The sequence below is a fragment of the Clostridium sp. KLE 1755 genome (genome assembly GCF_000466465.2).
Lineage (GTDB): Bacteria > Bacillota > Clostridia > Lachnospirales > Lachnospiraceae > Eisenbergiella > Eisenbergiella porci.
Window position 1 is genome coordinate 77698 of the sequence record NZ_KE992667.1, and the last position, 24684, is coordinate 102381.

Here is a 24684-nt window from a genome sequence, read left to right on the forward strand (position 1 = left end):
GCCGCGCCGTCATCCGGCGCGCTGCCGGCGTCTGTGCCGTTTTCCGGTTGTCCGGCCGCCTGTTCGGAAGAGCCTTCCTGATGGGAATCACTTCCGTTCCCATTCTCCTCCGTGCGGAAGAAATTCAAATCCTGCCCGGGGATGCCGCTTTCGCCGCTGCTCCACCAGTCATTGCCGTCCGGTCTGTCGGATCCGTTTCCTGCCGGGGCTGCGTTAGCTTCCCCTGCTGATGCAGGCGTCTGTCCCATGGGCTGCTGCCCTGCGGGCATTTGCTGCGTTCCTGCCGTATTTTCCCCTGCCGGCGCGCTGTTCTGCGTCTGCTGGAAATGGAGATCCCAGGGCTTGGGGACAATCTCTTCCTGCGGCTGTGCCGGGGCGTCCTGTGTTTTCTGTATGTCCGCAGTTGTAACGGAAGGGGTGTTTTCACTGATCCTCGGCCTGGCCTCCTCCGGGGTCTCCGTTTCCTCAGGCTCCGGGATTCCCTTTTCCCTGCGGTATATCTTCATAAATTCCTTACCGGTAATGGTTTCCTTTTCGATAAGGTACTCTGCGATCTTATCCATAACGGCGCGGTTTCCGCCAAGCAGCTCCAGCGCCTTTGCGTAGCATTCCTTGAGGATGCGCATTACCTCGGAATCCACCTCCGCCGCCGTCACATCGGAACAGTTCATAACCGCACGGCCGTCCAGGTACTGGCTCTCCACCGTCTGCAGGCCGATCAGGCCGAATTTCTCGCTCATGCCGTACTGGGTTACCATGGCTCTTGCGATGCTGGTCGCCTTCTCAATATCGTTGGAAGCGCCGGTAGTTACCGTATCAAATACGATTTCCTCCGCGGCCCGGCCTGCCAGCAGGCCTACCAGCATATCGTGGAGCTCCGCCTTGGTATTGAGGAACTTCTCCTCCTCAGGCACCTGCATCACGTATCCAAGCGCGCCCATGGTCCTGGGGACGATGGTGATTTTCTGCACAGGCTCCGAGTTTTTCTGCAGCGCGCTCACAAGCGCGTGGCCCACCTCATGATAGGAAACGATGCGGCGTTCCTCCTTGCTCATGATGCGGTCCTTCTTTTCCTTACCTACAAGCACCTGCTCCACCGCCTCGAACAGATCCTTCTGGCAGACATAATCCCTGCCCTGCTTTACCGCATTGATAGCGGCTTCATTTATCATATTGGCAAGATCGGAGCCTACGGCCCCGCTGGTTGCCAGCGCAATGGCGTCAAAATCCACGGTGTCATCCATCAGCACATCCTTGGCGTGCACCTTCAGGATTTCCACGCGGCCCTTCAGATCCGGCTTATCCACAATGATCTGGCGGTCAAAACGGCCGGGACGCAGAAGCGCCTTATCCAGGATCTCCGGGCGGTTGGTAGCGCCCAGGATCAGGATACCCCTGGAGCTGTCAAAACCATCCATTTCAGACAGCAGCTGGTTCAGCGTCTGTTCACGCTCTTCATTGCCTCCGCCGTACTTGGAATCACGGCTGCGGCCGATGGCATCAATTTCATCGATAAAAATAATACAGGGGGCGTTCTTGGTGGCCTCCTTAAACAGGTCACGCACACGGGATGCGCCCACACCTACGTAAAGTTCGATAAAGTCGGAACCTGTCAGGGAGAAAAACGGCACATGCGCCTCTCCTGCCACCGCTTTGGCCAGCAGCGTCTTACCTGTTCCGGGAGGTCCCACAAGCAGCGCGCCCTTGGGCAGCTTGGCACCGATTTTGGAATATCTTCCCGGATTGTGCAGGAAATCCACCACCTCCACAAGGGATTCCTTGGCTTCGTCCTCTCCGGCAACATCCTTGAAGGTAACACCGGTTTCCTTCTGTACATATACCTTGGCATTGCTCTTGCCCACGCCCATGGGACCGCCGCCACCGGACATTTTCTTCATCAGGAAATTGAAAAGGAAAATGATTACTACAAAGGGGAGCACATAGGTCAGTAAAATAGAGAGCAGAAAACCTGAATTATCGGGGATTTCCCCGTTGATTTTCACGTCCTTTTCCAGAAGGTGGGAAATCAGCGTGGCATCCTCCACCCGTCCGGTATAATAGGTAATTTCTTCCGCGGGCATGAACGGGTTTTCCTTGGCGTCGGATTTGGGGACTATATTGATCTGTTCATCCGTAATCTCTACGCTTTCAACCTCTCCCGCGTCCACTTTTTCCAGAAATTCATTGTAAGTGATTTCCTGGTTGGAAACGCCGCTGAGCATCTTCATAAAAAAGCTCATGCATACCAGCGTCACCAGCGCCGCAACCAGAAGGAGCATCAGGTTCTGCTTCTTCGGAGGCTGCCCGCCGCCCCCCGGTCCGCCCTGGCCGTTACCGGGACCGCCGCCCTGGCCGTTATTGTAGCCATTGCCGCCGTTATAGCTGTTCAAATTATTATTATCCATAATGTAAAAACCTTTCTATAAACAGTTTCCCTCGGGAAACTGGCTAAATTCTGATAATCATTTCCTATTATAGGGTTTCAGGAAATATAAATCAATATTAATTCTATGAAAATATGGGGCAAACTATAAAAGATTTATTAATTTTTTTGCATGAAACGCTGGATTTTTTTACGTTTCCCGTTGTATAATAATGAAATTGGATTGTTTTTGCGCGGGTTTGTGAAAAGCTGGAAACAAAGGGCGCAGTCCAGTTCCAGAAAATGCATGTTCTCTATACAGCATGCTATACAAAGGACGGGGAACCGGTACGCTTAACGGCGTACTTTTCTAATTTATCCATAACTGTAAGCCCCATCACAGTTGCAGCTTGCTGAAGCTTTGTATTGTAAAGCCGTCACCTACGGCAGAATGGAGAACGTCATGGCAGTAAAATATGTATTTGTAACAGGCGGCGTGGTATCCGGGCCCGGAAAGGGAATTAATAGCTGTAAAAAACTGAACACAAACCAAAAAAATAAAATACAAAGAGGGAACTATGAAGTACGGATTTGATAATAACAAATATCTGAAAATGCAGTCAGAACACATTAAGGAGCGGATCGCCATGTTCGGCGACAAGCTTTATCTGGAGTTTGGCGGAAAGCTTTTTGACGATTACCATGCTTCCCGCGTCCTTCCCGGCTTTGAACCGGACAGCAAATTCAAAATGCTCCAGCAGCTGAAGGATCAGGCGGAAATCGTACTGGTCATCAGCGCGCCTTCCATTGAAAAAAATAAAATCCGCAGGGATTCCGGCCTTACCTACGACGCTGAGGTCCTGCGCCTTATCGAAACCTTCCGTAAAATGGGCTTCCTGGCCAATTCCGTTGTTATCACCCAGTATGCGGGACAGCCCTCCGCCGACCAGTACCGCCGCCGCCTGACCAATCTGGGGCTCCGTTCTTATCTTCATTATGTAATTGAAGGTTATCCGGATAATATCGACCTGATTGTCAGTGATGAAGGCTACGGCCGCAACGAATATGTGGAAACCACCAAACCGCTGGTTGTCATCACGGCGCCAGGCCCGGGAAGCGGCAAGATGGCCACTTGCCTTTCCCAACTGTATCATGAGCATAAAAGAGGGATCCAGGCAGGCTACGCCAAATTCGAAACCTTCCCCATATGGAACCTGCCTCTGAAGCATCCTGTGAACATGGCCTATGAAGCCGCCACCGCGGATTTAAACGATGTAAACATGATTGACCCCTTCCACCTGGAAGCTTATGGCCAGACAACGGTCAACTATAACCGTGACGTGGAAATCTTCCCTGTCCTCAATGCCATTTTCGAACAGATTCTGGGGGACAGCCCTTATAAATCACCCACGGATATGGGCGTCAATATGGTAGGCAACTGTATACTGGACGATAAAATCTGCTGTGAGGCCGCCAACCAGGAAATCATCCGCCGCTACTATCACTGTCTCTGCGATCTGAAGCGGGGCAACAGCTCCAAGGAAATCCTTTATAAGCTGCAGCTGCTCATGAAGCAGGGAGGACTTACCATCAACGACCGTCCCGTAGTGAAGGCCGCCATGCAGCGGGAGGAGGAAACCGGCCATCCCGCCGTGGCGATTGAGCTTTCCGACGGCACGCTGGTCACCGGAAAGACCACGGAGCTTCTGGGCGCCGCCTCCGCGTGCCTCCTGAATTCCCTGAAGGTAGTGGAGGGCATTGACCACGAAGTGCATCTGGTATCCCCTCAGGCCATTGAACCCATCCAGACACTGAAAACCTCTTATCTGGGAAGCATTAACCCCAGGCTGCATACGGACGAAATCCTCATTGCACTGTCCATCAGCGCCGCAACGGACAAGCGGGCCGCGCTTGCATTAAGCGCCCTGCGCCAGCTGAAGGGCTGCGAGGTCCATTCCTCCGTCATGCTTTCCTCCGTGGATGAAGCGGTCTTCAAGAAGCTGGGAATGCATCTGACCTGCGAGCCGAAAACAGAATCGGATAACCATCAGTAAACAGGCTTCATGCAGGAAAACTGTCAGCAAATAAAAACAGCACAAAACCCCCGGAAAGAAAAGCCGTCTGTCAGGCAGGGCGCTTTTCTTTCCGGGGGTTTTTTATACGGCGGACGTGCATAAGCACGTCCGCCGTCATTTACAAGGCATAAATCAAATTTGTGCTTCCATATTACAGGCTTACAGACGCGTTTTATAATTTCCCACCACGTTCACGCCTTCGTTTACCACGATAAAGGCATGGGGGTCATATTTATGGACTATATTTTTCAGCTGGCTCAATTCGTATTTGGATATGAGCACGAATAAAATGTGTACGGACTCGTCCGTATAAGCGCCGATGGCCTCCCACTTGGTTATGCCGCGTTCCAGCTCGGTGAAGATCTCTTTCTCCATCCCCTCGTCCTGCGCCTTGGTTATGATGCGCACCTCCACGTTTATCGTCTGGGCGTGCACCTTATCTATGGCAAAGGAGCTCAGGGAAGCGTAAATAAGGGAATAAATCACCGTAGGGATATCAAACAGGAACAGGCAGACCGAATACAGGATAATGTTGGTGATCAGATTCACCCGGCCGACCCTGAAATCCTTGCGCCATTTAATCAGCATCATGCCCACAATGTCCATGCCGCCCAGGGAACCGCCGTTCTTTAAGGCAAGTCCCATTCCCAGGCCGCAGATAATTCCGCCGATCACACAGCAGGCCAGCGTATCATCAGGCAGTATGGGCTGCACCGGAATCGGTATCACCGACAGAAGGACAGTAACCGTAGTTACGCACATCACCGTTTTGATAAAGAACCTTCTCCCAATCCGCTTCATGGAAATCAGCAGAATAGGAATGTTGATCAGATAATAAATTACACCGGCGATATCAAAATTTTGCAGGGGCAAATTCAGGTACTGGATAAGAATCGTCCTCAGTATCTGTGAAAAGCCCATGATTCCGCCGCTGTACAGGGCTACCGGCACAATAAACAGATTGATTCCCAGGGAATAAACCACCGCGCCTGCCAGAGCGCCGAAGAATCTGTTAATCTGATACCACTTCCAGCTTTTTTCCATATCCCTGAACTTCTGCATCGCAGTTTCCATTGATAAAATCCTCCTGTTGCCAGTATTTCCAAATCTATTATAACTTACCCGCAGAGGGATTGCATCAACCATTTTTACATCCTTTTGAAAATTATATGCAAAAAATAAAAAATACCGGAAACCGCTGACGCAATACATCTGTCAGCAAAAGTATCATTCTTCCAGGAGGTCTGTGTAAAAAGCCCCCCAATGTTCGTTTTCCGCCAGCGAACCATTGTAATAGCTTTCCTCCGCCAGTTCAGCCGCCGTTTTTCCGGATACATCCCTGATGCTGACAAAAAAAGGTGTCTTTACGGCAAGATTTGACTGCTCCCCAAGCTTTTGTAATCCGGGGTATAAACGGATAAATGAATCTATAACAGCTTCATCCTCCATATACTGCTTTGTTTTTTCATTGAAAAAACAGGTGATATCCGTCCCATCTGTCTGCCGTATTATCCGGCTGTAAGGGTAATCCGCTGTTTTCTGTTCAGGAATGTTCCAGCCGATTTCCATCAGATAAGGATATTCATAATAGGTATTTTGTATATAGGGGGTTACTTTTTCCTTCCATCCCAGGCTGTCTGCCTGTTCCGCCGTATGCTCCTGCTCCCCTGTGTCCTCCTGTCCTGCTGTGTCCTCCTGCCCTGCTGTGTCCTCCTGTCCTGCTATATTCCCCGGTCCAACTGCTACTTCCCGCACGTTCTTTATTCCTGTGGGCGCTGCTGCAGGCGCCGCACCCGCACCTGACCAGGAAGGCTCCGCAGACGCATAGGCTCCTGCTGAAATAGCACACCACCCGATCAGGACAGCCGCGAGGCAGCCCAGGATCTTTTTTCCTGCCGTTATTTTCCGATAAACCATAATCGCACCCAGCCTCTCCTTTAACTGTTCCATCCCCTCTGACAGCATAGCCGCAGGCGCCTTCTGCACCTCATGGGGGCGCATGGCCGAAAGGAGCGTGTCTCCATAGCTTCTTCTCTGCTTCTCATCAAGCATTTTCAAAACAGCTTCATCACAGGCCAGTTCGCAGGCCGCTCCCGTTTCCGTTTCCAGACGGCGCAGAAAGGGATTAAACCAGTGGATACAGATACACAGCTGTATCAGCCATTTATAAAGGAGATCGTGCCTTTTTAAATGGACCAGTTCATGAAGCAGGATATAATCAGCGCTGCCCTCTATGGGTTTTGCCTCCGGAAGCACAATGCAGGGTTTCCATACGCCTGCCAGCATTGGCGAAGAGATGCCCGGGTTACAGTAAACCGGCACCTTCCTGGTGATCCCCAGCTTCGCTTTCTGTCTTTCCAGGCTTTCCAGTATGAATGTATCTTCCACAGGAACCCAGCTATTGTGCAGGCTGCCGCAGAACTGCCGCCAGATCCACAGTCTGTGTGCAAAAAGGATTACCGCCGTCGCCAGCCAGATAACGCTGAGCAAAATGCCGGGAACAGATATCCGCAGCCATGCGGCACCCGGGCTTTGCCTCATAAAGGAGGGGATGTCCCCCTCTGCGGAAGGAATATTATTCCCTCCCGGCGCAGCAAAAACACCTTCCCGGACTCCGTCGTCGTCCGCCTCCTGCAGTCCGTATCTCCCCTTTTCCCCTGTTTCCGCCTGCATCTGCAGCTTCTCCACAGGCTGCATCAGGCCGCCCACCAGATTCAGCGGGGCCGTAACCGGAAGCAGAAGCCGTGCGGCCACGACAAGCCAGATATAATACTGCCACGTTTTGCTGAAGCTTTTTTTCCAGACATGCTTCCCTGCAGAAAGAAGAAGCATTAAAAGCGTACCAGACAGCGATAATGAAAGAACAAGCTTCCATAACTCACTCATCATTTTCCCCCCTGTCCCAGAATTCCTGCAGCTTTGCGTAGTCCTCCGGCGTAAGCATTTCCTTTTTAATCAGGGTGGCCAGCAGGCCCTGTACGTTTCCTTCATAGATTTTTTCCACAAAGCTTTCCGTCTGCCCTGCCTGATATTCCTCCTGGGAAAGCAGCGCCGTATACCGGTTCCTTCTGCCAAATTTGTCCGTACGAAGCATTTCCTTTTCCACCAGGCGGGAAAGCAGGGTTATTATGGTATTCTTATTCCAGGTATTTCCCTCTGCCGCCAGTCTTCCGGCTATCTGCGCATAAAAAGCGCTGCCGCCTGATTCCCAGATTATTTTCATCAATTCAAATTCCGAATCCGATACCGACTGAGCCATTCCGTTCCTCCATAGACTACATTTTGTAGGTTACCTTAAGGATAACGCTGTGTAGTCCAATTGTCAACAGAGGATTTGAAAAATGCCATGCTGAAACAGCTTTTCCTGTTCAGCATGGCATTTTTATCTTCCATAATAACAGATCAGGACAGTGCTCCGTCCCGATCCATTACCATTACCATCAATTATATATATTACTGCAATATTACTGCGCCGCATTCAGCTGGTCCAGAAGCCCCGTCAGCTGCTCCAGGGTTACCTTGCCGCCAGCAAAGCTGAGGATTCCGCGGATTGGCATATATTTCATCATGGCTTCCATCATCTCGCGGGATATTGCCTCTGCCGCCGCATCGCTTTCATTCTGCTGGCCGCCGATATTAAGCTGCATCATGGGAGCGATGATCTGCATGGCTTTTTCGTCCTTCATCAGATCGCCGAAGGTGGTATCCATCGTATAATGTACGGGAACCTTCACTGTAGATTCCACGGTCACCGCTGCTTCCAGCTGGATATCCCGGGAGGATTTTCCGATAAGGATACGGAATTCTCCGGTTTCCACATGCCAGTCATGCAGCTGGGTGTTCCAGTAAGCAAAGGCCCTCTTATCCAGGGTGAAGGTGACAGTCTTTGTCTCTCCGGGCGCAAGCTCCACCTTTTCAAAGCCCTTCAGCTCCTTAACGGGGCGGATCACAGTGCTCTCCACGTCGGAAATGTACAGCTGCACCACTTCTTTTCCTGCCATGCCGCCTGTATTGGTCACGTCCACGCTGACCTCCAGGACGTCGGTGTCTTTTATGTGCTCTGCGCTGACCTTCAGGTTAGAATACTCATAACTTGTATAGGAAAGGCCGAAACCGAAGGGGAAACGGACCTCTATTTTCTTGGTATCATAGTAACGGTAGCCTACAAACACACCTTCTCTGTACTCCACCCTGTCGCCTTCGCCAAGATAGTACAGGTATGACGGGTTATCCTCCAGCTTGTAGGGGAAGCTTTCCGGAAGCTTTGCACTGGGATTCACTTTTCCGAAGAGGATATCCACAGTGGCGGCGCCTACAGCCTGGCCGCCCAGGTAGGCTTCCACAATGCCCTTTACCTTGTCCGCCCAGGGCATTTCCACGGGGGAGCCATTATGTAATACCACGATGGTATTGGGCTGAACGGCCGCAACACGTTCAATCAGCTCGTTCTGGCAGTCCGGCATTCCCATGTGCGCCCTGTCAAAGCCTTCAGATTCAAAGGCATCCGGAAGCCCGGCAAAAATAACCGCAGCCTTCGCTTTGGAGGCATTGGCAACCGCTTCCGTGATCATGGCCTCATCCACAACATCCGCGTCATCCGCATATCCTTCTGCAAATGTGATATTTCCCCAGTCCTTTACGCAGTCCCAGGCGCCGGTTACCTTATGGCTGTTGATGTGGGAGCTGCCGCCGCCCTGATAGCGGGGTTTTCTCGCATATTTGCCGATAAAGGCGATATCTTCCTTTTCGGAAAGCGGAAGAAGATTGTCTTCATTCTTCAGAAGGACAATGGTTTCTTCAGCGACCTTTTTCGCCATTTCATGATCCCTGTCTCTGTCAAATACCGCTGTTTTATCCCTGTTTTCCTCAAAACGGTATACAATGTTCAGGATACGCTCCACAGCCCTGTCCAGCACCGCTTCATCCAGGCTGCCGTCCTTTACCGCATCCACGATCAGCTTGTCATTGATGCCGCCGGAGGAGGGCATTTCCAGATCCAGGCCGGCTTCCAGATCGGGCACTCTGTTGTTCACCGCGCCCCAGTCACTTACCACAAAACCATCAAAGCCCCATTCCCCTCTCAGGATATCGGTAAGCGCTTCTTTATGCTCTGCCGCATAGGTGCCATTGATTTTGTTGTAGGAGCACATTACGGTCCAGGGCTTCTGTTTGCTTACCGCCCCTTCAAAGGCCGCCATATAGATCTCGCGCAGCGTCCTTTCGTCAACCTCGGAGGATGAGGACATCCTACGTGTTTCCTGGTTGTTTGCCAGGAAATGCTTGATGCTGGTCCCCACGTTTTTGCTCTGTACGCCCTTGATCAATGCGCCTGCTATCTCGGAAGCCACAAGGGGATCCTCGGAATAATATTCAAAATTACGTCCGCAGAGAGGAGAACGCTTGATATTCACCGCCGGCCCGAGGATAACGCCTACGCCCTCCGCCTGGCATTCTTCTCCCAGTGTCTCTCCCATTCTGGTAATCAGCTCTCTGTTGAAGCTGGCCGCCGTGCCGCAGCCTGCCGGGAAGCACACAGCCTTAATGCTGTCATTCATTCCCAGGTGATCCGCCTCCTGGTCCTGCTTTCTTAAGCCGTGAGGGCCGTCGGACACCATCATTGCCGGAATCCCCAGCCGGTCAACGCTTTCCGTATGCCAGAAATCTGCGCCAGAACACAGGGACGCTTTTTCCTCCAGTGTCATCTGTTTGATTAATTCCTGTAATTTTTCCCTTTCCATACCTTCTCCTTCTTAAACTTGCTGTTATCCCCCAGCCGGCTGCCGTCTCCGGCCGTCCTCAGCCAGGGCTTTCCTGAACCTCCGGCGCCATCCGCCGGCGCCTGTATTTTCATCATAGCATGTTATAACCTGCTTTTCTATTGCAAAAATGACTTGCATTGGGTCGATATTGACTTATTTTGAAAAATAACGGATAATTAAGAGGTATTTTAAGGCAATTCTTAACCTTATGGAGGTTTTCATGAAATATTATAATGAAGCGGGGCATTTCCCCGCAAACTGGGGTGAAAAGGAAATCGGTTATCAGGGTACCTCCGATTCCTGTCCCGGCAGTTATTTTGACGGCATCCAGGTAAAGGAATCCTTTTCACCGGTGGTTTATACCCATGAAAATATCCAGGTGGAGCCGGATATTCAGGTCCGCTGTTTTTCCTATGAGGATGCCGGAATCCTGGTCCCCCGGCACTGGCACAACAGTCTGGAAATTCTCTATATCGAGGCAGGGGATATGGATCTGCTGGTCAATGATCTCTCCATACGCCTGGAAAAAGGGGATTTTGCCATCATCAATTCCAGGGATATCCATGCCACCAGCAGTTCCGAGCATTCCCGCATAGATGTGCTTCAGATTCCCTATCAGTTCCTGAAAAAACACATTCCGGATTTTGACCGCATCCGCTTTATGAACGGCTCCTGCGGGGAAGCGCGCTCCGATGAAGCCCTTGTTTACTGTCTGAAGGAAATACAGGAGATTTACATCCGTAAGCCCTATTGCTATCAGCTGCATTTCACCAGCCTGCTTTATGAGCTGCTTTTTCTTTGCGTCAACTGCTTCCGGCTACCCGCGGGAGAGGGCGGAGGCAGCCTGAACGACGAGGAGCGCGCCCGGCTGATCACGGTTATGGATTATGTAAATGCACACTATCAGGAAAGCATCAGCCTGCGTGACGCCGCCGCCCAGGTGGCTCTGAACCCGGAGTATTTCTGCCGTTTTTTCAAAAAAAATATGGGAATGACCTTCCTGGAATTCGTAAACCAGGTTCGTTTTTCCCATATCTGCGAAGACATTCTGCGTACCGATACAAGCATTACCGAGCTTCTGGTGCGCCATGGCTTTACCAATTATAAATTATTCCGGCGGATGTTTTACGAAAAGTACGGCTGCACGCCTTCCGCCAAAAGAAAAGAGACCTCCGGAAAATAATTTTTTTCTTCCGGAGGCTTCTTCGTATTTTCTGCTTATTCGTCTCTTCCGTTTCCAACACGGCCGAAAAAGGTAAGCAGATAGATTCCGCAGATACCCACAATCACATAAATGATTCTGGAAATCCAGCTCATCTGGCCGAATATCAGCGCTACCAGATCCAGTCGGAACAATCCGATAAGTCCCCAGTTTACGGCGCCGATAACTGCAATCACAAGTGCTGTATAATCAAGACCTTTGTTTCCCATGACAGCTACCTCCTTTTTCTTACGTAACTATCATGCCCGTTCAATTCCTTTTTTATACTTTTTTTGTATTTTCCTTTTTTAAGTTAAAATGTTCTGAAAAATACGGCGGTTCAGGCGATAAAATACGTATTGCGTCCTTCCTTTTTTGCCCGGTACAGCGCTTTATCCGCCTTAATGTAGAGGGAATCATAATCATTCTGCGGCCTGGCCAGAACAGCCCCAAGGCTGATGGTAAGGCTCTTTTTATCGGGCATCCTGATTTCACTGATTCTCTGGAGCAGGCGCTCGCATTTATCTCCCAGCGTCCTCGTATCCCTTATCCGTTCCATGTATATGATAAATTCATCCCCGCCGGGACGCCCTACGATATCGCCTTCCCGGAAGCTGTCCTGGAGGATGCCTGCCACCTCGCAGAGGATATGGTCTCCCTCCATATGGCCGTAGGTATCATTAATTGTTTTGAATTTATCAATATCCACCAGAATCAGCGCCCCGGTGCCTCCGTCAGCCAGCTGGTCCAGACGCTCCTGGATTAATCTGACGCTTGTTTTTGCGTTGTATACATGGGTCAGGCTGTCTCTTTCCGCCTGGTTTTTCAGCCTGTCCCGTTCCTGCTTTTCTTCATTAATATCGCTGATTCTTCCGATAACGCATACAGGCGCTCCCTTGTGGTCATATATATTTTTCATGGCGATACGCATCCAGTGCAGCTCCCTGTTAATTCCGGGAAGCTGTATCTCTTCCACGCCGTCCCTGCCGCTGTGCATAATCCGGCGCAGGATTTCCCTATATTTCCCATTATCCGGCGCATCGGCCATTCTTTCCGGGAAAAGCCTGTACACCACATTGTTTTCATGCTTTTCGCCTTCTTTTTTCCCTGAAACGGTAAAGAGCTCCTTCTTTAAATCATATTCAAAGAAATAATCATTTACCAGTCCGTACAGCTCCTGATGCTTTTTCAGTTCCAGGGAAATCTTACGGTTCAGCTTTTCCCTTGTCACCACTCCCCAGGAAAGGACGCCGATAACCACAAGAAGGACGGCCGCAGCAACAGCCACAGTCTGCAACGGATGGCGTCGCACCATTTCCAGCAGGGTAATATCCGACCGGTATATGGTATTTGAGTAAATAATCGACTGCAGTTCCTTTTCCGGCATGGTAATGATTACTTTGTTAATAATATTCAGAAGCTCCGGGCTGGCCGGTTTGCTCACACCAATACAGGTCCTGTTTTCCTGCAGCATCTGAGGCGCCACATACAGGTTTTCAAATTCCGATCTGTTATAAAAATATTGTGCCACGTAGGCATCCATATAAGTATAATCGGCCTCGCCGCTGTTAATCGCCCTGACAATCTCCTCTCTGGAATCATAGTATACCGGGCTTCCCACAAATTCACCCTGGTAATCATAGGAAGCCAGAATCGCCAGCTTCCTGCCGGTAATCTCCTCATTTCGCATTTTGTTATTCAAAAGAATCATATACTGCGTGGAAATATAAGGCCTGCTCATGGCCATGTTCCGATGTCTGGCCTGTTCATAATCGTAGCTCATGCTGCCTATGAGATCAACGCGGCCCTCTGCCGTCATTTCCGACAGTGCTTCTTCATTTTCCACAGGCACCAGTTCGAAAACAAGCCCTGTTTTATCCTCTATCGCTCTCAGCAGATCCACGCTGATCCCCTTAAGCTCACCGCTTTCCTTATCCTGGTAGCTATAGGGAGGCAAATCTGTCAGGACCCCTGCCCGCAGCGGTTCCGTATTTTCCACATATTCCTTTTCCTGCGCCGTAAGCTTCAGTTCCTTATTGGATGGATTGAAATATTTTTCATGCAGAGTGGTCATAAAATAGGGATCTGTCTGTTCTATGCTGTGCAGCGCCTCGTCCAGCTTTGTCAGCAGCCCCCCTTTTCCTTTGGAGGTAACAAAATAAAAGGGCTTCGGTGCAAATCTGGCAACCGTCCGCAGCCCTTCTATATAATTCATGCTGGTATTCAGCATGACATCCGCCCTGCCTTCCTGCAGCGCCCGGAGGTGCTCCTCTATTGTGGTGCAAGGGACAATCTGGGGAATCTGAAGATTCATCCGGCAGTAATCTTCCATTTCCTCCTTATGCTTCCTGGATTGTCCATACATGGCCACGCGCAGCGTTTTCTCCACCTGGGAGTCATTCACATAATCCGTGTCATCATACAGCACCTGAAAAACAGTGTAGACAATCCCATAGCTGTTGGAGGAATAATCATACAGCTGTTCCATCTCCCTGCTGTAAAGCATGCCGCCCATCAGGTCAATCTCGCCCTTTTCCAGCATATCCATAAGCGTGACCAGGCTTTCGTTAAGATCTCCCTCCACCTGGACGAACTCATAATCCCAGCCGGTATACTGGGCAATCTCCTCCAGATACTCATAAGTATAGCCGGAATAATTCCCCTGTTCATCCACTTCGGTCATCCCCAACTGTATGGGATACCCTACACGAACCACCTGCCTGCCGCCGTCCGCAGCCAGGCCCTGTATCGGCAGCAGATGCCAAAACAACAGCATCAGCAATCCCGCCAGGCAAAGCTTCCCTTTAAAAAAACGCCTGCTTCCCCCTGTCACAGCCAGCTTATTATGCATATGTTTTATCCTCCGGACACTTCCGTCCCTGCAATGTTACTGTTCCTGTTATTTTATCACGGAGTGAAGAATAAAACCATACAGAATAATAAAAATAAATGAAATATCGGACTGGCGCTTTCAAACGCCCCTTCCAGGAAACACTGCCGGGCCAGGGAGCAGACGGAAAGACCGGCCCATCGCGCCATGGCGGATAAAACTGTGTTAAAATTCGGCTATTTTGGAAGATTCAGATATTCCGTTATTATTTCTTCAGGCATCAGGCCGCCGCCTGTGGCCCACACGATGTGGGTCGCCTGGGCGGCCTTTTCATAAAGGCCCTGTTGTTTGAGCCAGGCGCGTCCCTGTTCTCCGGCCAGGATTTTGGGGCCGCCCAGGCAGGCGCAGGCGGAGGGTTCTATTATCACGCCTTCCGTTTCGTTAAGCCGTTGCATCCATCCGGGAAGGCATTCGTCCTGTACCGTATAAATGCCGTCCAGAAGCGGACGCATATTGCGTGCCACAAGCTCTGAGGGCCGCCCTACCGCCAGGCCGTCCGCCAGCGTTTTCCCGCTCAGTCCGAAGTCCTGTACGCAGACCTGATCCCCTTTGCCGGTTGCCATGCCAAGGAGCATGCAAGGGCTTTGCACCGGTTCCGCAAAAAAGCAGTGCACCGCATCCCCGAATACATATTTCAACCCCAGGGTAATGCCGCCCGGCGCGCCTCCCACGCCGCAGGGCAGGTAAACAAACAACGGATGATCACCGTCCACAAGGATCAGTTTATCCGCCAGCTGTTTTTTCAGCCGGAGTGCGGCGGCGGCATAGCCCAGAAACAGTCTGGAGGAATGTTCGTCATCCACAAAATAACTGTTTTCATCCGCATCGGACAGCGCCCTGCCCTCTTTGACCGCAGCACCGTAATCTCCCTCATATTCTTTTACAATAACCCCTTTGCTCCGGAGGAGATCTTTTTTCCACTGCCTGGCGTCCGAGGACATATGCACCACCGCACGATAGCCGATGGCTGCGCTCATAATGCCGATGCTCAGTCCCAGGTTTCCTGTAGAGCCCACCTGCATGGTATAGTGTGAAAAAAAGTCCCTGTGCTTCAAAAGGACGGAATAATCATCCGTTTCCTTCAGAAGCCCGGCCTTCAGGGCGAGCTCCTCCGTGGCGGCAAGTACCTCATAAATACCGCCTCTGGCTTTGACGGATCCGGCCACCGCCAGCTCACTGTCCAGCTTCATGAGCATGCGTCCATGTCTGAGAGGCTCCCCCTCTCCCGCCCCGCAGCCGTCCCAGAGGCTTTCCGCCATGGCCGGGATATCCTGCAGCGGGGATTCAATGATTCCTCCGGTTTTCTGAAGCTCCGGGAAGCAGCCCTCCAGAAATGGGGCGAACCTGAGCAGGCGCGCCTGGGCCTCTTCTATATCCGCCATCGTAAAGTCCAGGCTTTCCTTCGCTTTTGCGAAAGAAACACGGTGGGGATTGATCCAGAAGGCCTCCCTCTGCGCTGTCACCCGGGCAATGATATCCGATGCTTCCTCCATTGCCGCATCCGGCACTGCCTGTGGCTGCGGATCCGCCGTTTCCTTTGTGGAAACGGCGTGATCCGGGGAGCGCTGCAGGCGGAATACCTCATCAGGGAAGCGGTTAAGCGTTTCCTCCTCTGTCAGCGGCTCCGTATGGATCCGGTCATCCCAGACCATTTTTTCCCGCTCGTCTCTCAGCGGCCTCCATTCCGGGATGCCCTCCCAGTTGGGATCTCCGGTTTCGAAAAAGCGGACATAGCTTTCATAGATAATTTCCGCGGTCTTTCTACGTTCCTCCAGGGCAATTCCGGGGAATAAAGCATCATCCCGCCAGGCGCCGTCAAATGCGGCGGACTGATCCAGCACATGGGACGCCGTACCGAAATCCATGCTGTAATACCAGACCTGGCTTCCGTTTTTCGCCAGAAGTTCCGCCAGGCGCCTGCTGTAGGTACGGTACATGTAATCGGAAAGAAGCTGTTCCCATTTCAGCGCCCTGCGTAAAGCTGAACCACTTTCTTCCTGCCGCTCCCCGGCGTCGAACTCCTCGAATTCCTCTATGGCAATCTCCGCGTTCTGCCCAAACAGGGCCCTGGCAATGGCAGGGCAATGAGCCGTAAAATCAGGGTCGCCCAGGCGGCGGAATACCATTTCATGGCGGCAGCTGCCCACAATTGCCTTACCTGACCAGTGCCTGCCGCTTCTCAGCGCTTCCCTCCAGTCCATGGGAACCGTAATTCCATCGGCAACCGGGCCGAAGGTACAGGTATTTCCCGGATTATCCACAAGCCGCTCCTGTACTGCCAGCAGGTTATCCACATCCATGGTCAGGATATCCTCCGGCCTTTTAAGCCCTGCCAGCGAGAAAAAGGAATCCGCAACCGCAGCAGCTGTTTCTTCTTCACGGATACACTGGTAAGCGCCGCTGGCCATCAATACCTGGCTGCAACAGGTTTTCAGCTCCGGCCTCAGCAGAAGCGCGCCAAGGGTCTTGGCTCCTGCGGATTCGCCAAACACGGTAATCCTGCTGCGGTCGCCTCCGAACTCCCCGATATTATCATATATCCAGCGCAGGGCCGCCAGCTGATCCAGGGTCCCGTTGTTTCCGGTGCCCCGGTATTCCTCACCCAGCGCAGCTCCCAGATAAAGATAACCCAATACTCCCAGGCGGTAATTTATGGAAACATAAATAAAGCTGTGATCGCGAATGATCTGTTTTCCGCTCCGGTCACGGTTGCTTCCGTTCTGGAATGCGCCGCCGTGAATATAGACCGCCACAGGCAGGCCCTTTCCTTCCCGGCGCGCCTCCAGGGCGGCCCGCGCCGGAACATAAATATTCAGATTCAGACAGTCCTCCCCGTATTCCTTCCGCCCTTCCCAACCGGCCTGCGTTTCTTGCGCAGGATGGGACTGGACCGCTTTTTTACCAAACGCGTCAGCCTGAAACACCCCTTCCCAGTTTATTTCCCGGGGCGCCTGAAACCGCTCCGCCCGGGCATAGGGAATCCCCAGAAAATTCTGAAGTCCGTTTTCCTCAAAGCCTTCCACATAACCGCCTGTTGTTTTGATTCTCATGTTCTCTCCTGTTGCAGCAGCCGGGCCGCTTCACCGATGCCCTCCCCAAAGGTGGGATGGGGATGGATGACTCCGGCCAGCTCCCCTGCGGTGATTCCGCGGCTGATTGCCAGCGCAAGCTCTCCAATCATATCGGTGGCGCGGGCGCACATCAGCTGCGCTCCCACAATTTTTTCATTATCCTCCCGTGCCACAAGCCTGATAAAACCTCTCTCCTGGCCGGAAAGCACGGATTTTCCGTTCAGGGACATTATGTACTTCGCTGTTTTTACCGGGACGCCTGAAGCCTTTGCTTCCTCACAGGTAAGGCCCGCGCAGGCAATTTCCGGATCTGTATATACGCAGGAAGGAATGACCCTTCTGTCTATGGAAGGTTCCCTGCCTTCCATATGATCCAGCGCAAGCAGCCCCTCCGCAGTGGCAGCGTGAGCAAGCTGTATGCCCCCTGTCACGTCTCCTACGGCGTATATGCCGGGAATCCGGGTCCGGTAATTCTCATCCACAGGAATGCGTCCACGCTCCGTCCCGCTTGGCCCCAGCAGCTGCCCCGACCAGACGGACTCCCCGTCCGCCCTGCGGCCCACCGCTGCCAGAAGCCCTTTTGCGGAAGCCGAAAACGCCTGTCCTTTTTCTTCATAATAACATACAAAGCCTCCCTCTTCCATTCTTTCCACACGGGTTACGGAAGCTTTTGTATGGATATCCACACCTCTTTTTTTCAGTATCATTTTCAGATTCTGGGAAATCTCCCGATCCATGCCGGGCAAAATCCGATCCATGGCCTCCAGGACGGTGACCTTTTTCCCCAGGTCGGAATAGAAGGAGGCAAATTCCATGCCGATCACGCCTCCGCCTATAATAATAAGGCTGTCGTATGGTTCCTGTCTTGCAAGAAGGCCGGTGCTGTCCTCCACACCGGGCAGATCGATTCCCGGAATCGGCGGGACAGCGGTTTTAGCCCCGGCCGCGATAAGGATGCGGGGCGCTGTAAGAAGAATTTCCTCTTTCCCTGTCGTTACCAGCACCTTTTCTTTTTCCAGGATCCGGCCGGTACCGGTAAAAAGAGTCACACCCTTTTTCTGAAACTGCACGGCAATTCCCTCCCGCAGGGAGGAGATTACCTCAAGACGGCGTTCCTGCAGCCGGGCCATATCCACATGGGCCTCCGACACGCTCAGCCCCTCCGCCTGCGCTTCCTGCAGCCTGCGGTACAAACCTGAAGCATGAAGCAGGGTCTTTGTGGGAATACAGCCGCGATTCAGACAGGTCCCTCCCAGCTCATCTTTTTCTATGACAGCCACCCTGCGGCCGCCCTCCGCCGCACGAAGCGCCGCCGGATAGCCTCCCGGCCCTGCGCCGATAACAATCAAATCAAATTCCTGTGCCATTAATTACCTCCCGCTGCCAAAGGCCGCATATTATAAAAGCAGGCCCAGCAGTCTTTCCAAATCATCCTTCATGGATGCCTGCAGCCTGTTTTGCGCCGGTATCTGCCGGAAGGCCTCCGCAACCGCAGCCTTCGTCAGCTGTGTTCCGGGAAGCGCCTCCGTAAGCGCAGTCACCAGCTGAGTATCCAACGCATCCGTATGGAGGATCAATTCACTTATCCTCCCCCCATCCGCCTTCAGGGCAAGCTGTACCTCCCCCCAGGAAAAACGGCGGGAAATTTCATCGCTGAAGGGAATCTGTCTGCCATACTTCCATTCCCAGGACGCAAAGGCAGCCGCCCGGCTGCGGATTTCACCACCCTCCAGCCGTTCTCCCGGGAACGGCTCCACCGGCAGCCCGTAGCGCCCGGCGAAGGCCTCCTTCAGCACAACAGCCATCCTTTCCTTCGTAAGCTCCGGCATCAGATCACACAGATTGATAACCCGGCTGCGCACGGACTCCACCCCTTTGGATTCCAGCTTCTGCCTGGAAACATGCAGATATTTTTCCATCTGCTCCTGATCCGCGTGCATGAGTATCGTACCATGATGGTAACAGCAGTCTCCCGTTGAATAATACGCATTTCCTGAAAATTTACATCCGTTGATTGTAATATCGTTACGGCCGCTTTTACAGGCGGAAAGCCCCAGGCGTCTCACCGCCTCCAGGACGACATCCGTCTGTTTATCCACATCATAATTGCACCTGCGCGCCAGAAAAGTGAAATTCAGGTTCCCCAGATCATGAAATACGGCGCCGCCGCCGGAAAGACGGCGGGCAAGATACCCGCCGTCCGCCTCCAGCTCCTTCGTCCTGCATTCCTTCCAGGCATTCTGGTTCCGTCCGATGACCACCGTCCGTTCATTCTGCCACAAATAAAGAATACATTCGTCCTCTCCCGCCTGGTACATCAGATATTCTTCCAGCCCCATATTCTGATACGGATTAAAACAGCCGGATTCTATGGTATATATTTTTTGTATCATAATTCATAATGCAGTTTGGGATTCCTGGCCGCCTGCACCTCATCCAGCCGTGAAATTTCCGTCTTATGGGGTGCGCTGCGTATCCACTCCGGATCCTCCTGCGCCTTTCTGTGAATTTCCATAAAAGCCGAAATCAGCTCCTCCAGATTCTCCGGGGATTCCGTTTCCGTAGGCTCAATCATCAACGCTTCATGCACGATGAGAGGGAAATACATGGTAGGCGGATGGATCCCGTAATCAAGCAGCGCCTTTGCAATGTCCATGGCGCTGACCTGCAGCTCCTCCTTTTCCGGCTGAAGGGTCATGACAAACTCATGCATGCAGGTTTCCTGATAGGCCATGTGATACGCCTCCGACAGCCTGACACGCAGATAATTGGCATTCAGCACCGCCATATGGGCGGCATCCCTGATCCCCTCGGCCCCCAGTGTAAGCGCGTAACACAACGCCTTCACCACCACGAGGAAATTGCCGTAAAACGCCCTTACCATGCCGATGGATTTTTCATAATCCGCTCTGTAAAAAATGCCGTTTTCTTCCCGGATTTCCTTACCCGGCAGGAATTTTCCCAGAAAAGCCTTACAGCCCACCGGACCGCTTCCCGGCCCTCCGCCTCCGTGGGGCGTGGAAAAGGTCTTATGCAGGTTCAGATGCACCGTATCAAAGCCCATATCTCCCGGCCTTGCCACACCCATCACCGCATTCAGATTGGCGCCGTCATAATAGCACAGGCCGCCGGACTCATGGACAATGCGGGTAATTTCCAGGATATTTTTGTCAAAAAGCCCTACAGTATTGGGATTGGTCAGCATCAGACCTGCCGTATCCTCTCCCACCGCCGCCTTCAGCGCCTCCAAATCCACACAGCCTTCCTTCGTGGAAGGGATATTGATGACCTGATATCCTGCCATCGTGGCGCTGGCAGGATTGGTGCCGTGGGCGGAATCCGGAACGATGATTTTTGTCCGTTTTACGTCCCCCCGGCTTTCATGGTAGGCCCGGATGAGAAGAAGGCCGGTAAACTCCCCATGCGCCCCGGCCGCCGGCTGGAAGGTCATGGCATCCATTCCCGTGATTTCACAGAAAACCCGCTCTGCATCGTGAAGGACATGCAGACAGCCCTGCACCGTCTCCTCCGGCTGCAGGGGATGAATCCGCGTGAAACCGGGAAGAGAAGCCATTTCGTCATTCAGCTTGGGGTTATATTTCATGGTGCAGGAGCCCAGGGGATAGGAACCGTCATTCACTCCGTGGGTGGCATTGGCCAGCGCGGTATAATGCCGGCTGATGTCATTTTCCGATACCTGGGGAAGACGCAGCGGACTTTTCCTTCCGGCCGCGGAAAGCGGCTTTTCCCCGGTTCCGATTACCGGCACATCACATTCCGGCAGTATACTGCAGCGCCTGCCCGGAACACTTCGTTCAAAAATCAGTTTCATTGTCCACACACCTCCTTCACCAGTCTTACCAGCTCATCCATTTCTTCTTTCGAATTCTTTTCCGTGGCGCACCACAACAGGTTCCCGTCCGGCAGCAGAAGCCCGCCCAGAAAACCCTTTTCCTCCAGCGCCCCCAGAAGCCTTTTCCCATCCACCGGGGAAGCCGTAACAAACTCATGGAAAAATTCTTTTTTATAAACCGGAGGCAGCCCGGCTTTTTCCAGCTCCTTCTGCAGATAATGCGCCTTGGAGGCGCACAGGACAGCCGTCTGTGTAAGCCCCTCCGGCCCCATGGCGGACAGATACACGGACGCGGTCAGCGCACAGAGCGCCTCATTGGAACAGATATTGCTGCCTGCTTTTTCCCTGCGGATGTGCTGCTCCCTTGCCTGAAGCGTGAGCACAAAGCCTCTGTTCCCCCTGGAATCCACTGTTTCCCCCACAATACGGCCCGGCAGCTTACGCATCATATCCCTGGAAGCTGCCATAAAGCCCAGATAAGGGCCGCCGAAGGATAACGGCAGGCCCAGCGGCTGCCCTTCCCCCACCGCCACATCGGCCCCGCATTCCCCGGGTGTCTCCACAATAGCCAGCGCAATGGGATTGCAGCCCATGATGAGCTTCCCGCCCTTTTCATGGACGGCCTCGGCGCATGCCTTCCCGTCCTCCAGGATTCCATAAAAATTAGGCTGCTGCACATAAAAACACGCCACCGTGTCATCCAGCATGCTTTTCAGAGCCTCCAAATCCGTGCTTCCATCCCTGGCAGGCACCATTTCCACAACAGCCTGCCTGCCGTAGCAATAGGTTTTTATCACCTCCGCCACCTGAGGATTGGTGGTTTCGGAAACCAGCACGCGGGTACGTTTTCTTTCCCTGCACATGAAAACACCCTCTGCCGCAGCGGATGCGCCGTCATAAACGGAAGCATTGGCAGCGTCCAGGCCTGTCAGTTCGCAGATCATCGTCTGATATTCAAAAATAGACTGAAGCAGCCCCTGGCTGATTTCCGCCTGATACGGCGTATAGGCGGTGACAAATTCCTCCTTCGAAACCACCTCCTTTACAATAGACGGAATATAATGATCATAAGCGCCTGCGCCCCTGAAAATATGGCGGAAGATACGGTTTTCCTCCGCATAGCCTTCCATTTTCCGGGCAGCTCCCAGCTCTGACAGCCCTTTAGGCAGCTGCAGTTCCCCCTTCAGCTTTACTTCCTCAGGAAGCGCCGCAAACAGCTCCTCCGTGGAAGTAAGGCCCACAGTTTCCAGCATCCGCTGTCTTTGTTCTTCTGTTGTCGGTATGTAGGATCCCATTCCCTTTTCCCCCTTTCCCGGCCGCATTACTGCTTCCGGGTTTCCACATACACTTCATAATCCGCAGCGTCCAGCAGCTCCTCCTGATCCGTAATATCCTTTACCCTGATCATCCAGGCTTCATTGGCATCCGTATTAATCAGTTCGGGACTGTCCAGCAGCTCTTCATTGATTTCCTCCACAATTCCGGTCACCGGGGAATACACATCCGATACCGCTTTTACGGACTCCACATCCCCGAAGGGCTCCCCGGCGGTTACCTCATCCCCTTCCTCAGGCAGATTCACGAATACCAGGTCCCCCAGCTCCTTCTGCGCATAATCGGTAAGGCCGATCCGCACGCTGCCGTCATCTTCAAATAAAACCCATTCATGTGATTTGGAATACTTGTAATTATCCGGATAATTCATATATTTTTCCTCCTGTTTTATGCCCTTCAGGCACTTTTATTTAAATTTTAAAACTTTCCCCTGCAATAACTGTAAAAGAACTGAACCCTTACCTTTTATAAAAAGGAAGCTCCACGATTTCCGCTTCCACGCGGCGGCCCCGCACCTCGGCCTCCACCCGCCTTCCCGGCACTGCCTCCTCCGCCTGAAGCAGCGCCATAGCCACCGGATATCCCAGGTAAGGCGCATGGGTTCCGGAAGTCGTAACCCCGATTTTCCCATCCCCCGCATATACTCCGGCCTGCTCCCTGATAATTCCTCTTCCCGTCACTTTCAGGCCAACCCTTTTTCTTGACGGGGTTCCCTGTTTCTCAAGAGCATCCCTGCCGATAAAATTCTTCTTCATTTTTACCGCAAAAGAAAGCCCTGTCTCCAGAGGAGAGATCGTATCATCCATTTCATGACCGTATAACGGCATGGCAGCCTCCAGCCGGAGCGTATCACGCGCCCCCAGCCCGCAGGGAATCAGCCCCTCCTCCCTTCCGGCCTCCATCAACGCTTCCCACAACGCCGGCGCGTCCCCGGCCGCCATATACAACTCAAACCCATCCTCGCCGGTGTAACCGGTCCTGGAGATAACGCACCGGATACCCGCCGCGTCCCCCTCAAAAATACAGCTATAATACTTCTCAGGAATAACCTCATCCCCTGCAATCCTGCCAAGAATCCCCCGGGCCTTCGGCCCCTGAAGCGCTATCTGCCCCACATTATCCGAAATATCCCGGAATTTGGCGCCGCCCCTCTGATGCTCCAGCATCCACGCAAAATCCTTATCCTTATTTGCCGTGTTCACCACAATAAAATAATGGTTATCCCTGACCTTATAAACAATCAGATCATCCACCACCCCGCCGTTTTCATTACACATGGGACTATACCTGGCCTGACCGTCACGCATATTCGTAAAATCATTCGTCAGCAGATAATTCAGGTTATCCAGCGCCCCCTCCCCTTCACAAAGTATTTCCCCCATATGGGATACATCAAAAAGCCCGCAGTCCCGTCTCACCGCCATATGTTCCCGAATCACCCCATACCCCTCATACTGCACCGGCAAAAGATACCCTGCAAACGGCACCATCTTCCCGCCATACTTTACATGAACGTCATACAGCGAAGTCTTCTTCTCATCCATCACTTACCAGCTCCTTCCTTCTTACCAGACAAAATTCCCGCCCCTGCCCAATCCAATTTCTGAATCCCTGCAGCACCCGCCAAAACACACCTGCAAAACAATACACATACACGCAAAAAGGCATACGGCGTTAATAGCCATATGCCTTCCCTGTCTTCGTACCTGAAAGATTACCCCTCAGCATAACAAGAGGCTGCCTCGTCGGTGGCAACAGTGCACTTCGGATCCTGCTTCCTATTTTTGCACTTCACCTTTCCAGAGCTTCGTCCAAATCCGGTCCTTTTGCCTGAGAGTTTATGCCCCTTCGGCGCAATTAAGTTGTCTCTCCCGAATCCTTCTCCCGAAAAATATTCTCAGAAAGCCATCACCATCGATGCTCTCCTCTTTGTATATCCAGTCTAACACAATTCCCCCAACACAGCAATCACAATTACTGTACAAATTATACTATCTCTTTATATCATTATAATAACTCTTTATACTATCTACACATACCATCAACACAGACCTGCCTGAATAATCACACCCCTGGCCCAGCCTTCCCGTTATAGTTCTCCCCCGCACATTCCTGCCCACCGCTCTGTTACGCACCGC

16 protein-coding genes, 1 pseudogene and 1 riboswitch are annotated in these 24684 nt (G+C 52.3%); of the genes and pseudogenes, 2 read left to right on the forward strand and 15 right to left on the reverse strand.

Features of this window, described 5'->3' with window-relative positions; genetic code table 11:
• Window positions 1-461: 461 nt before the first annotated feature.
• Window positions 462-2405, reverse strand: a pseudogene (gene ftsH, locus HMPREF1548_RS04780) (ATP-dependent zinc metalloprotease FtsH); the annotation flags it as partial.
• Between the two features lie 535 nt (window positions 2406-2940).
• Between ftsH and HMPREF1548_RS04785 the strand changes: the two are divergent.
• Entirely contained in the window at window positions 2941-4416 is a 1476-nt protein-coding gene (locus HMPREF1548_RS04785; protein WP_025488327.1) for a DUF1846 domain-containing protein, read from the forward strand.
• Window positions 4417-4596: 180 nt separating this feature from the next.
• On the opposite strand, the gene HMPREF1548_RS04790 is transcribed toward HMPREF1548_RS04785, so the two are convergent.
• From HMPREF1548_RS04790 to HMPREF1548_RS29360, 5 genes are all read right to left on the reverse strand, one after another.
• Window positions 4597-5511 (reverse strand): YitT family protein, encoded by a 915-nt coding sequence (locus HMPREF1548_RS04790; protein WP_049942257.1) that lies wholly within the window; start codon window positions 5509-5511, stop codon window positions 4597-4599.
• Between the two features lie 153 nt (window positions 5512-5664).
• The gene (locus tag HMPREF1548_RS04795; protein ID WP_021634676.1) at window positions 5665-7326 is read right to left on the reverse strand and encodes a M56 family metallopeptidase; all 1662 of its coding nucleotides are present in this window, start codon (window positions 7324-7326) and stop codon (window positions 5665-5667) included.
• The gene (locus tag HMPREF1548_RS04800; protein ID WP_021634677.1) at window positions 7316-7696 is read right to left on the reverse strand and encodes a BlaI/MecI/CopY family transcriptional regulator; all 381 of its coding nucleotides are present in this window, start codon (window positions 7694-7696) and stop codon (window positions 7316-7318) included. The genes HMPREF1548_RS04795 and HMPREF1548_RS04800 overlap by 11 nt, the downstream gene beginning before the upstream one ends.
• Window positions 7697-7901: 205 nt before the next feature.
• Window positions 7902-10175 (reverse strand): glycoside hydrolase family 3 C-terminal domain-containing protein, encoded by a 2274-nt coding sequence (locus HMPREF1548_RS04805; RefSeq protein WP_021634678.1) that lies wholly within the window; start codon window positions 10173-10175, stop codon window positions 7902-7904.
• Window positions 10148-10291 carry a hypothetical protein gene (locus HMPREF1548_RS29360; RefSeq protein WP_021634679.1) on the reverse strand — a complete coding sequence of 48 codons (144 nt, stop codon included), beginning with the start codon at window positions 10289-10291 and terminating at the stop codon, window positions 10148-10150. Before HMPREF1548_RS29360 ends, HMPREF1548_RS04805 begins: the two co-directional genes overlap by 28 nt.
• A 125-nt stretch (window positions 10292-10416) precedes the next feature.
• On the opposite strand from HMPREF1548_RS29360, the gene HMPREF1548_RS04810 reads away from it, so the two are divergent.
• Entirely contained in the window at window positions 10417-11379 is a 963-nt protein-coding gene (locus tag HMPREF1548_RS04810) for an AraC family transcriptional regulator (RefSeq protein WP_051358318.1), read from the forward strand.
• Between the two features lie 35 nt (window positions 11380-11414).
• Here the strand turns inward: HMPREF1548_RS04810 and HMPREF1548_RS04815 are convergent, their stop codons facing one another.
• The 9 genes from HMPREF1548_RS04815 to gcvT all read right to left on the reverse strand — a co-directional run bounded on the left by HMPREF1548_RS04815 (window position 11415) and on the right by gcvT (window position 24090).
• Window positions 11415-11627, reverse strand: coding sequence for a DUF378 domain-containing protein (locus HMPREF1548_RS04815; protein ID WP_021634681.1), 213 nt, complete (start codon window positions 11625-11627; stop codon window positions 11415-11417).
• Window positions 11628-11737: 110 nt separating this feature from the next.
• Complete coding sequence (locus HMPREF1548_RS04820; RefSeq protein WP_021634682.1) at window positions 11738-14248, reverse strand: transporter substrate-binding domain-containing diguanylate cyclase; 2511 nt, start codon at window positions 14246-14248, stop codon at window positions 11738-11740.
• A gap of 215 nt (window positions 14249-14463) precedes the next feature.
• Window positions 14464-17337: a D-serine ammonia-lyase gene (gene dsdA, locus HMPREF1548_RS30805; protein WP_021634683.1), complete on the reverse strand. Its 2874-nt coding sequence runs from the start codon at window positions 17335-17337 to the stop codon at window positions 14464-14466.
• On the reverse strand, window positions 17334-18725 hold the full coding sequence (gene lpdA, locus HMPREF1548_RS04830) for a dihydrolipoyl dehydrogenase (RefSeq protein WP_021634684.1): 1392 nt from the start codon (window positions 18723-18725) through the stop codon (window positions 17334-17336). Before lpdA ends, dsdA begins: the two co-directional genes overlap by 4 nt.
• Window positions 18726-18755: 30 nt before the next feature.
• Window positions 18756-19751: a lipoate--protein ligase gene (gene lplA, locus HMPREF1548_RS04835; RefSeq protein ID WP_021634685.1), complete on the reverse strand. Its 996-nt coding sequence runs from the start codon at window positions 19749-19751 to the stop codon at window positions 18756-18758.
• Window positions 19748-21190 (reverse strand): aminomethyl-transferring glycine dehydrogenase subunit GcvPB, encoded by a 1443-nt coding sequence (gene gcvPB / locus HMPREF1548_RS04840; protein WP_021634686.1) that lies wholly within the window; start codon window positions 21188-21190, stop codon window positions 19748-19750. The genes lplA and gcvPB overlap by 4 nt, the downstream gene beginning before the upstream one ends.
• Window positions 21187-22506, reverse strand: coding sequence for an aminomethyl-transferring glycine dehydrogenase subunit GcvPA (gcvPA, locus tag HMPREF1548_RS04845; protein WP_035321088.1), 1320 nt, complete (start codon window positions 22504-22506; stop codon window positions 21187-21189). Before gcvPA ends, gcvPB begins: the two co-directional genes overlap by 4 nt.
• A 26-nt stretch (window positions 22507-22532) precedes the next feature.
• Window positions 22533-22916 (reverse strand): glycine cleavage system protein GcvH, encoded by a 384-nt coding sequence (gene gcvH, locus HMPREF1548_RS04850; RefSeq protein WP_021634688.1) that lies wholly within the window; start codon window positions 22914-22916, stop codon window positions 22533-22535.
• An 88-nt stretch (window positions 22917-23004) separates the two neighbouring features.
• The gene (gcvT, locus tag HMPREF1548_RS04855) at window positions 23005-24090 is read right to left on the reverse strand and encodes a glycine cleavage system aminomethyltransferase GcvT (RefSeq protein WP_021634689.1); all 1086 of its coding nucleotides are present in this window, start codon (window positions 24088-24090) and stop codon (window positions 23005-23007) included.
• A 264-nt stretch (window positions 24091-24354) separates the two neighbouring features.
• A riboswitch (glycine riboswitch) is annotated at window positions 24355-24430 on the reverse strand.
• Window positions 24431-24684 lie beyond the last annotated feature (254 nt).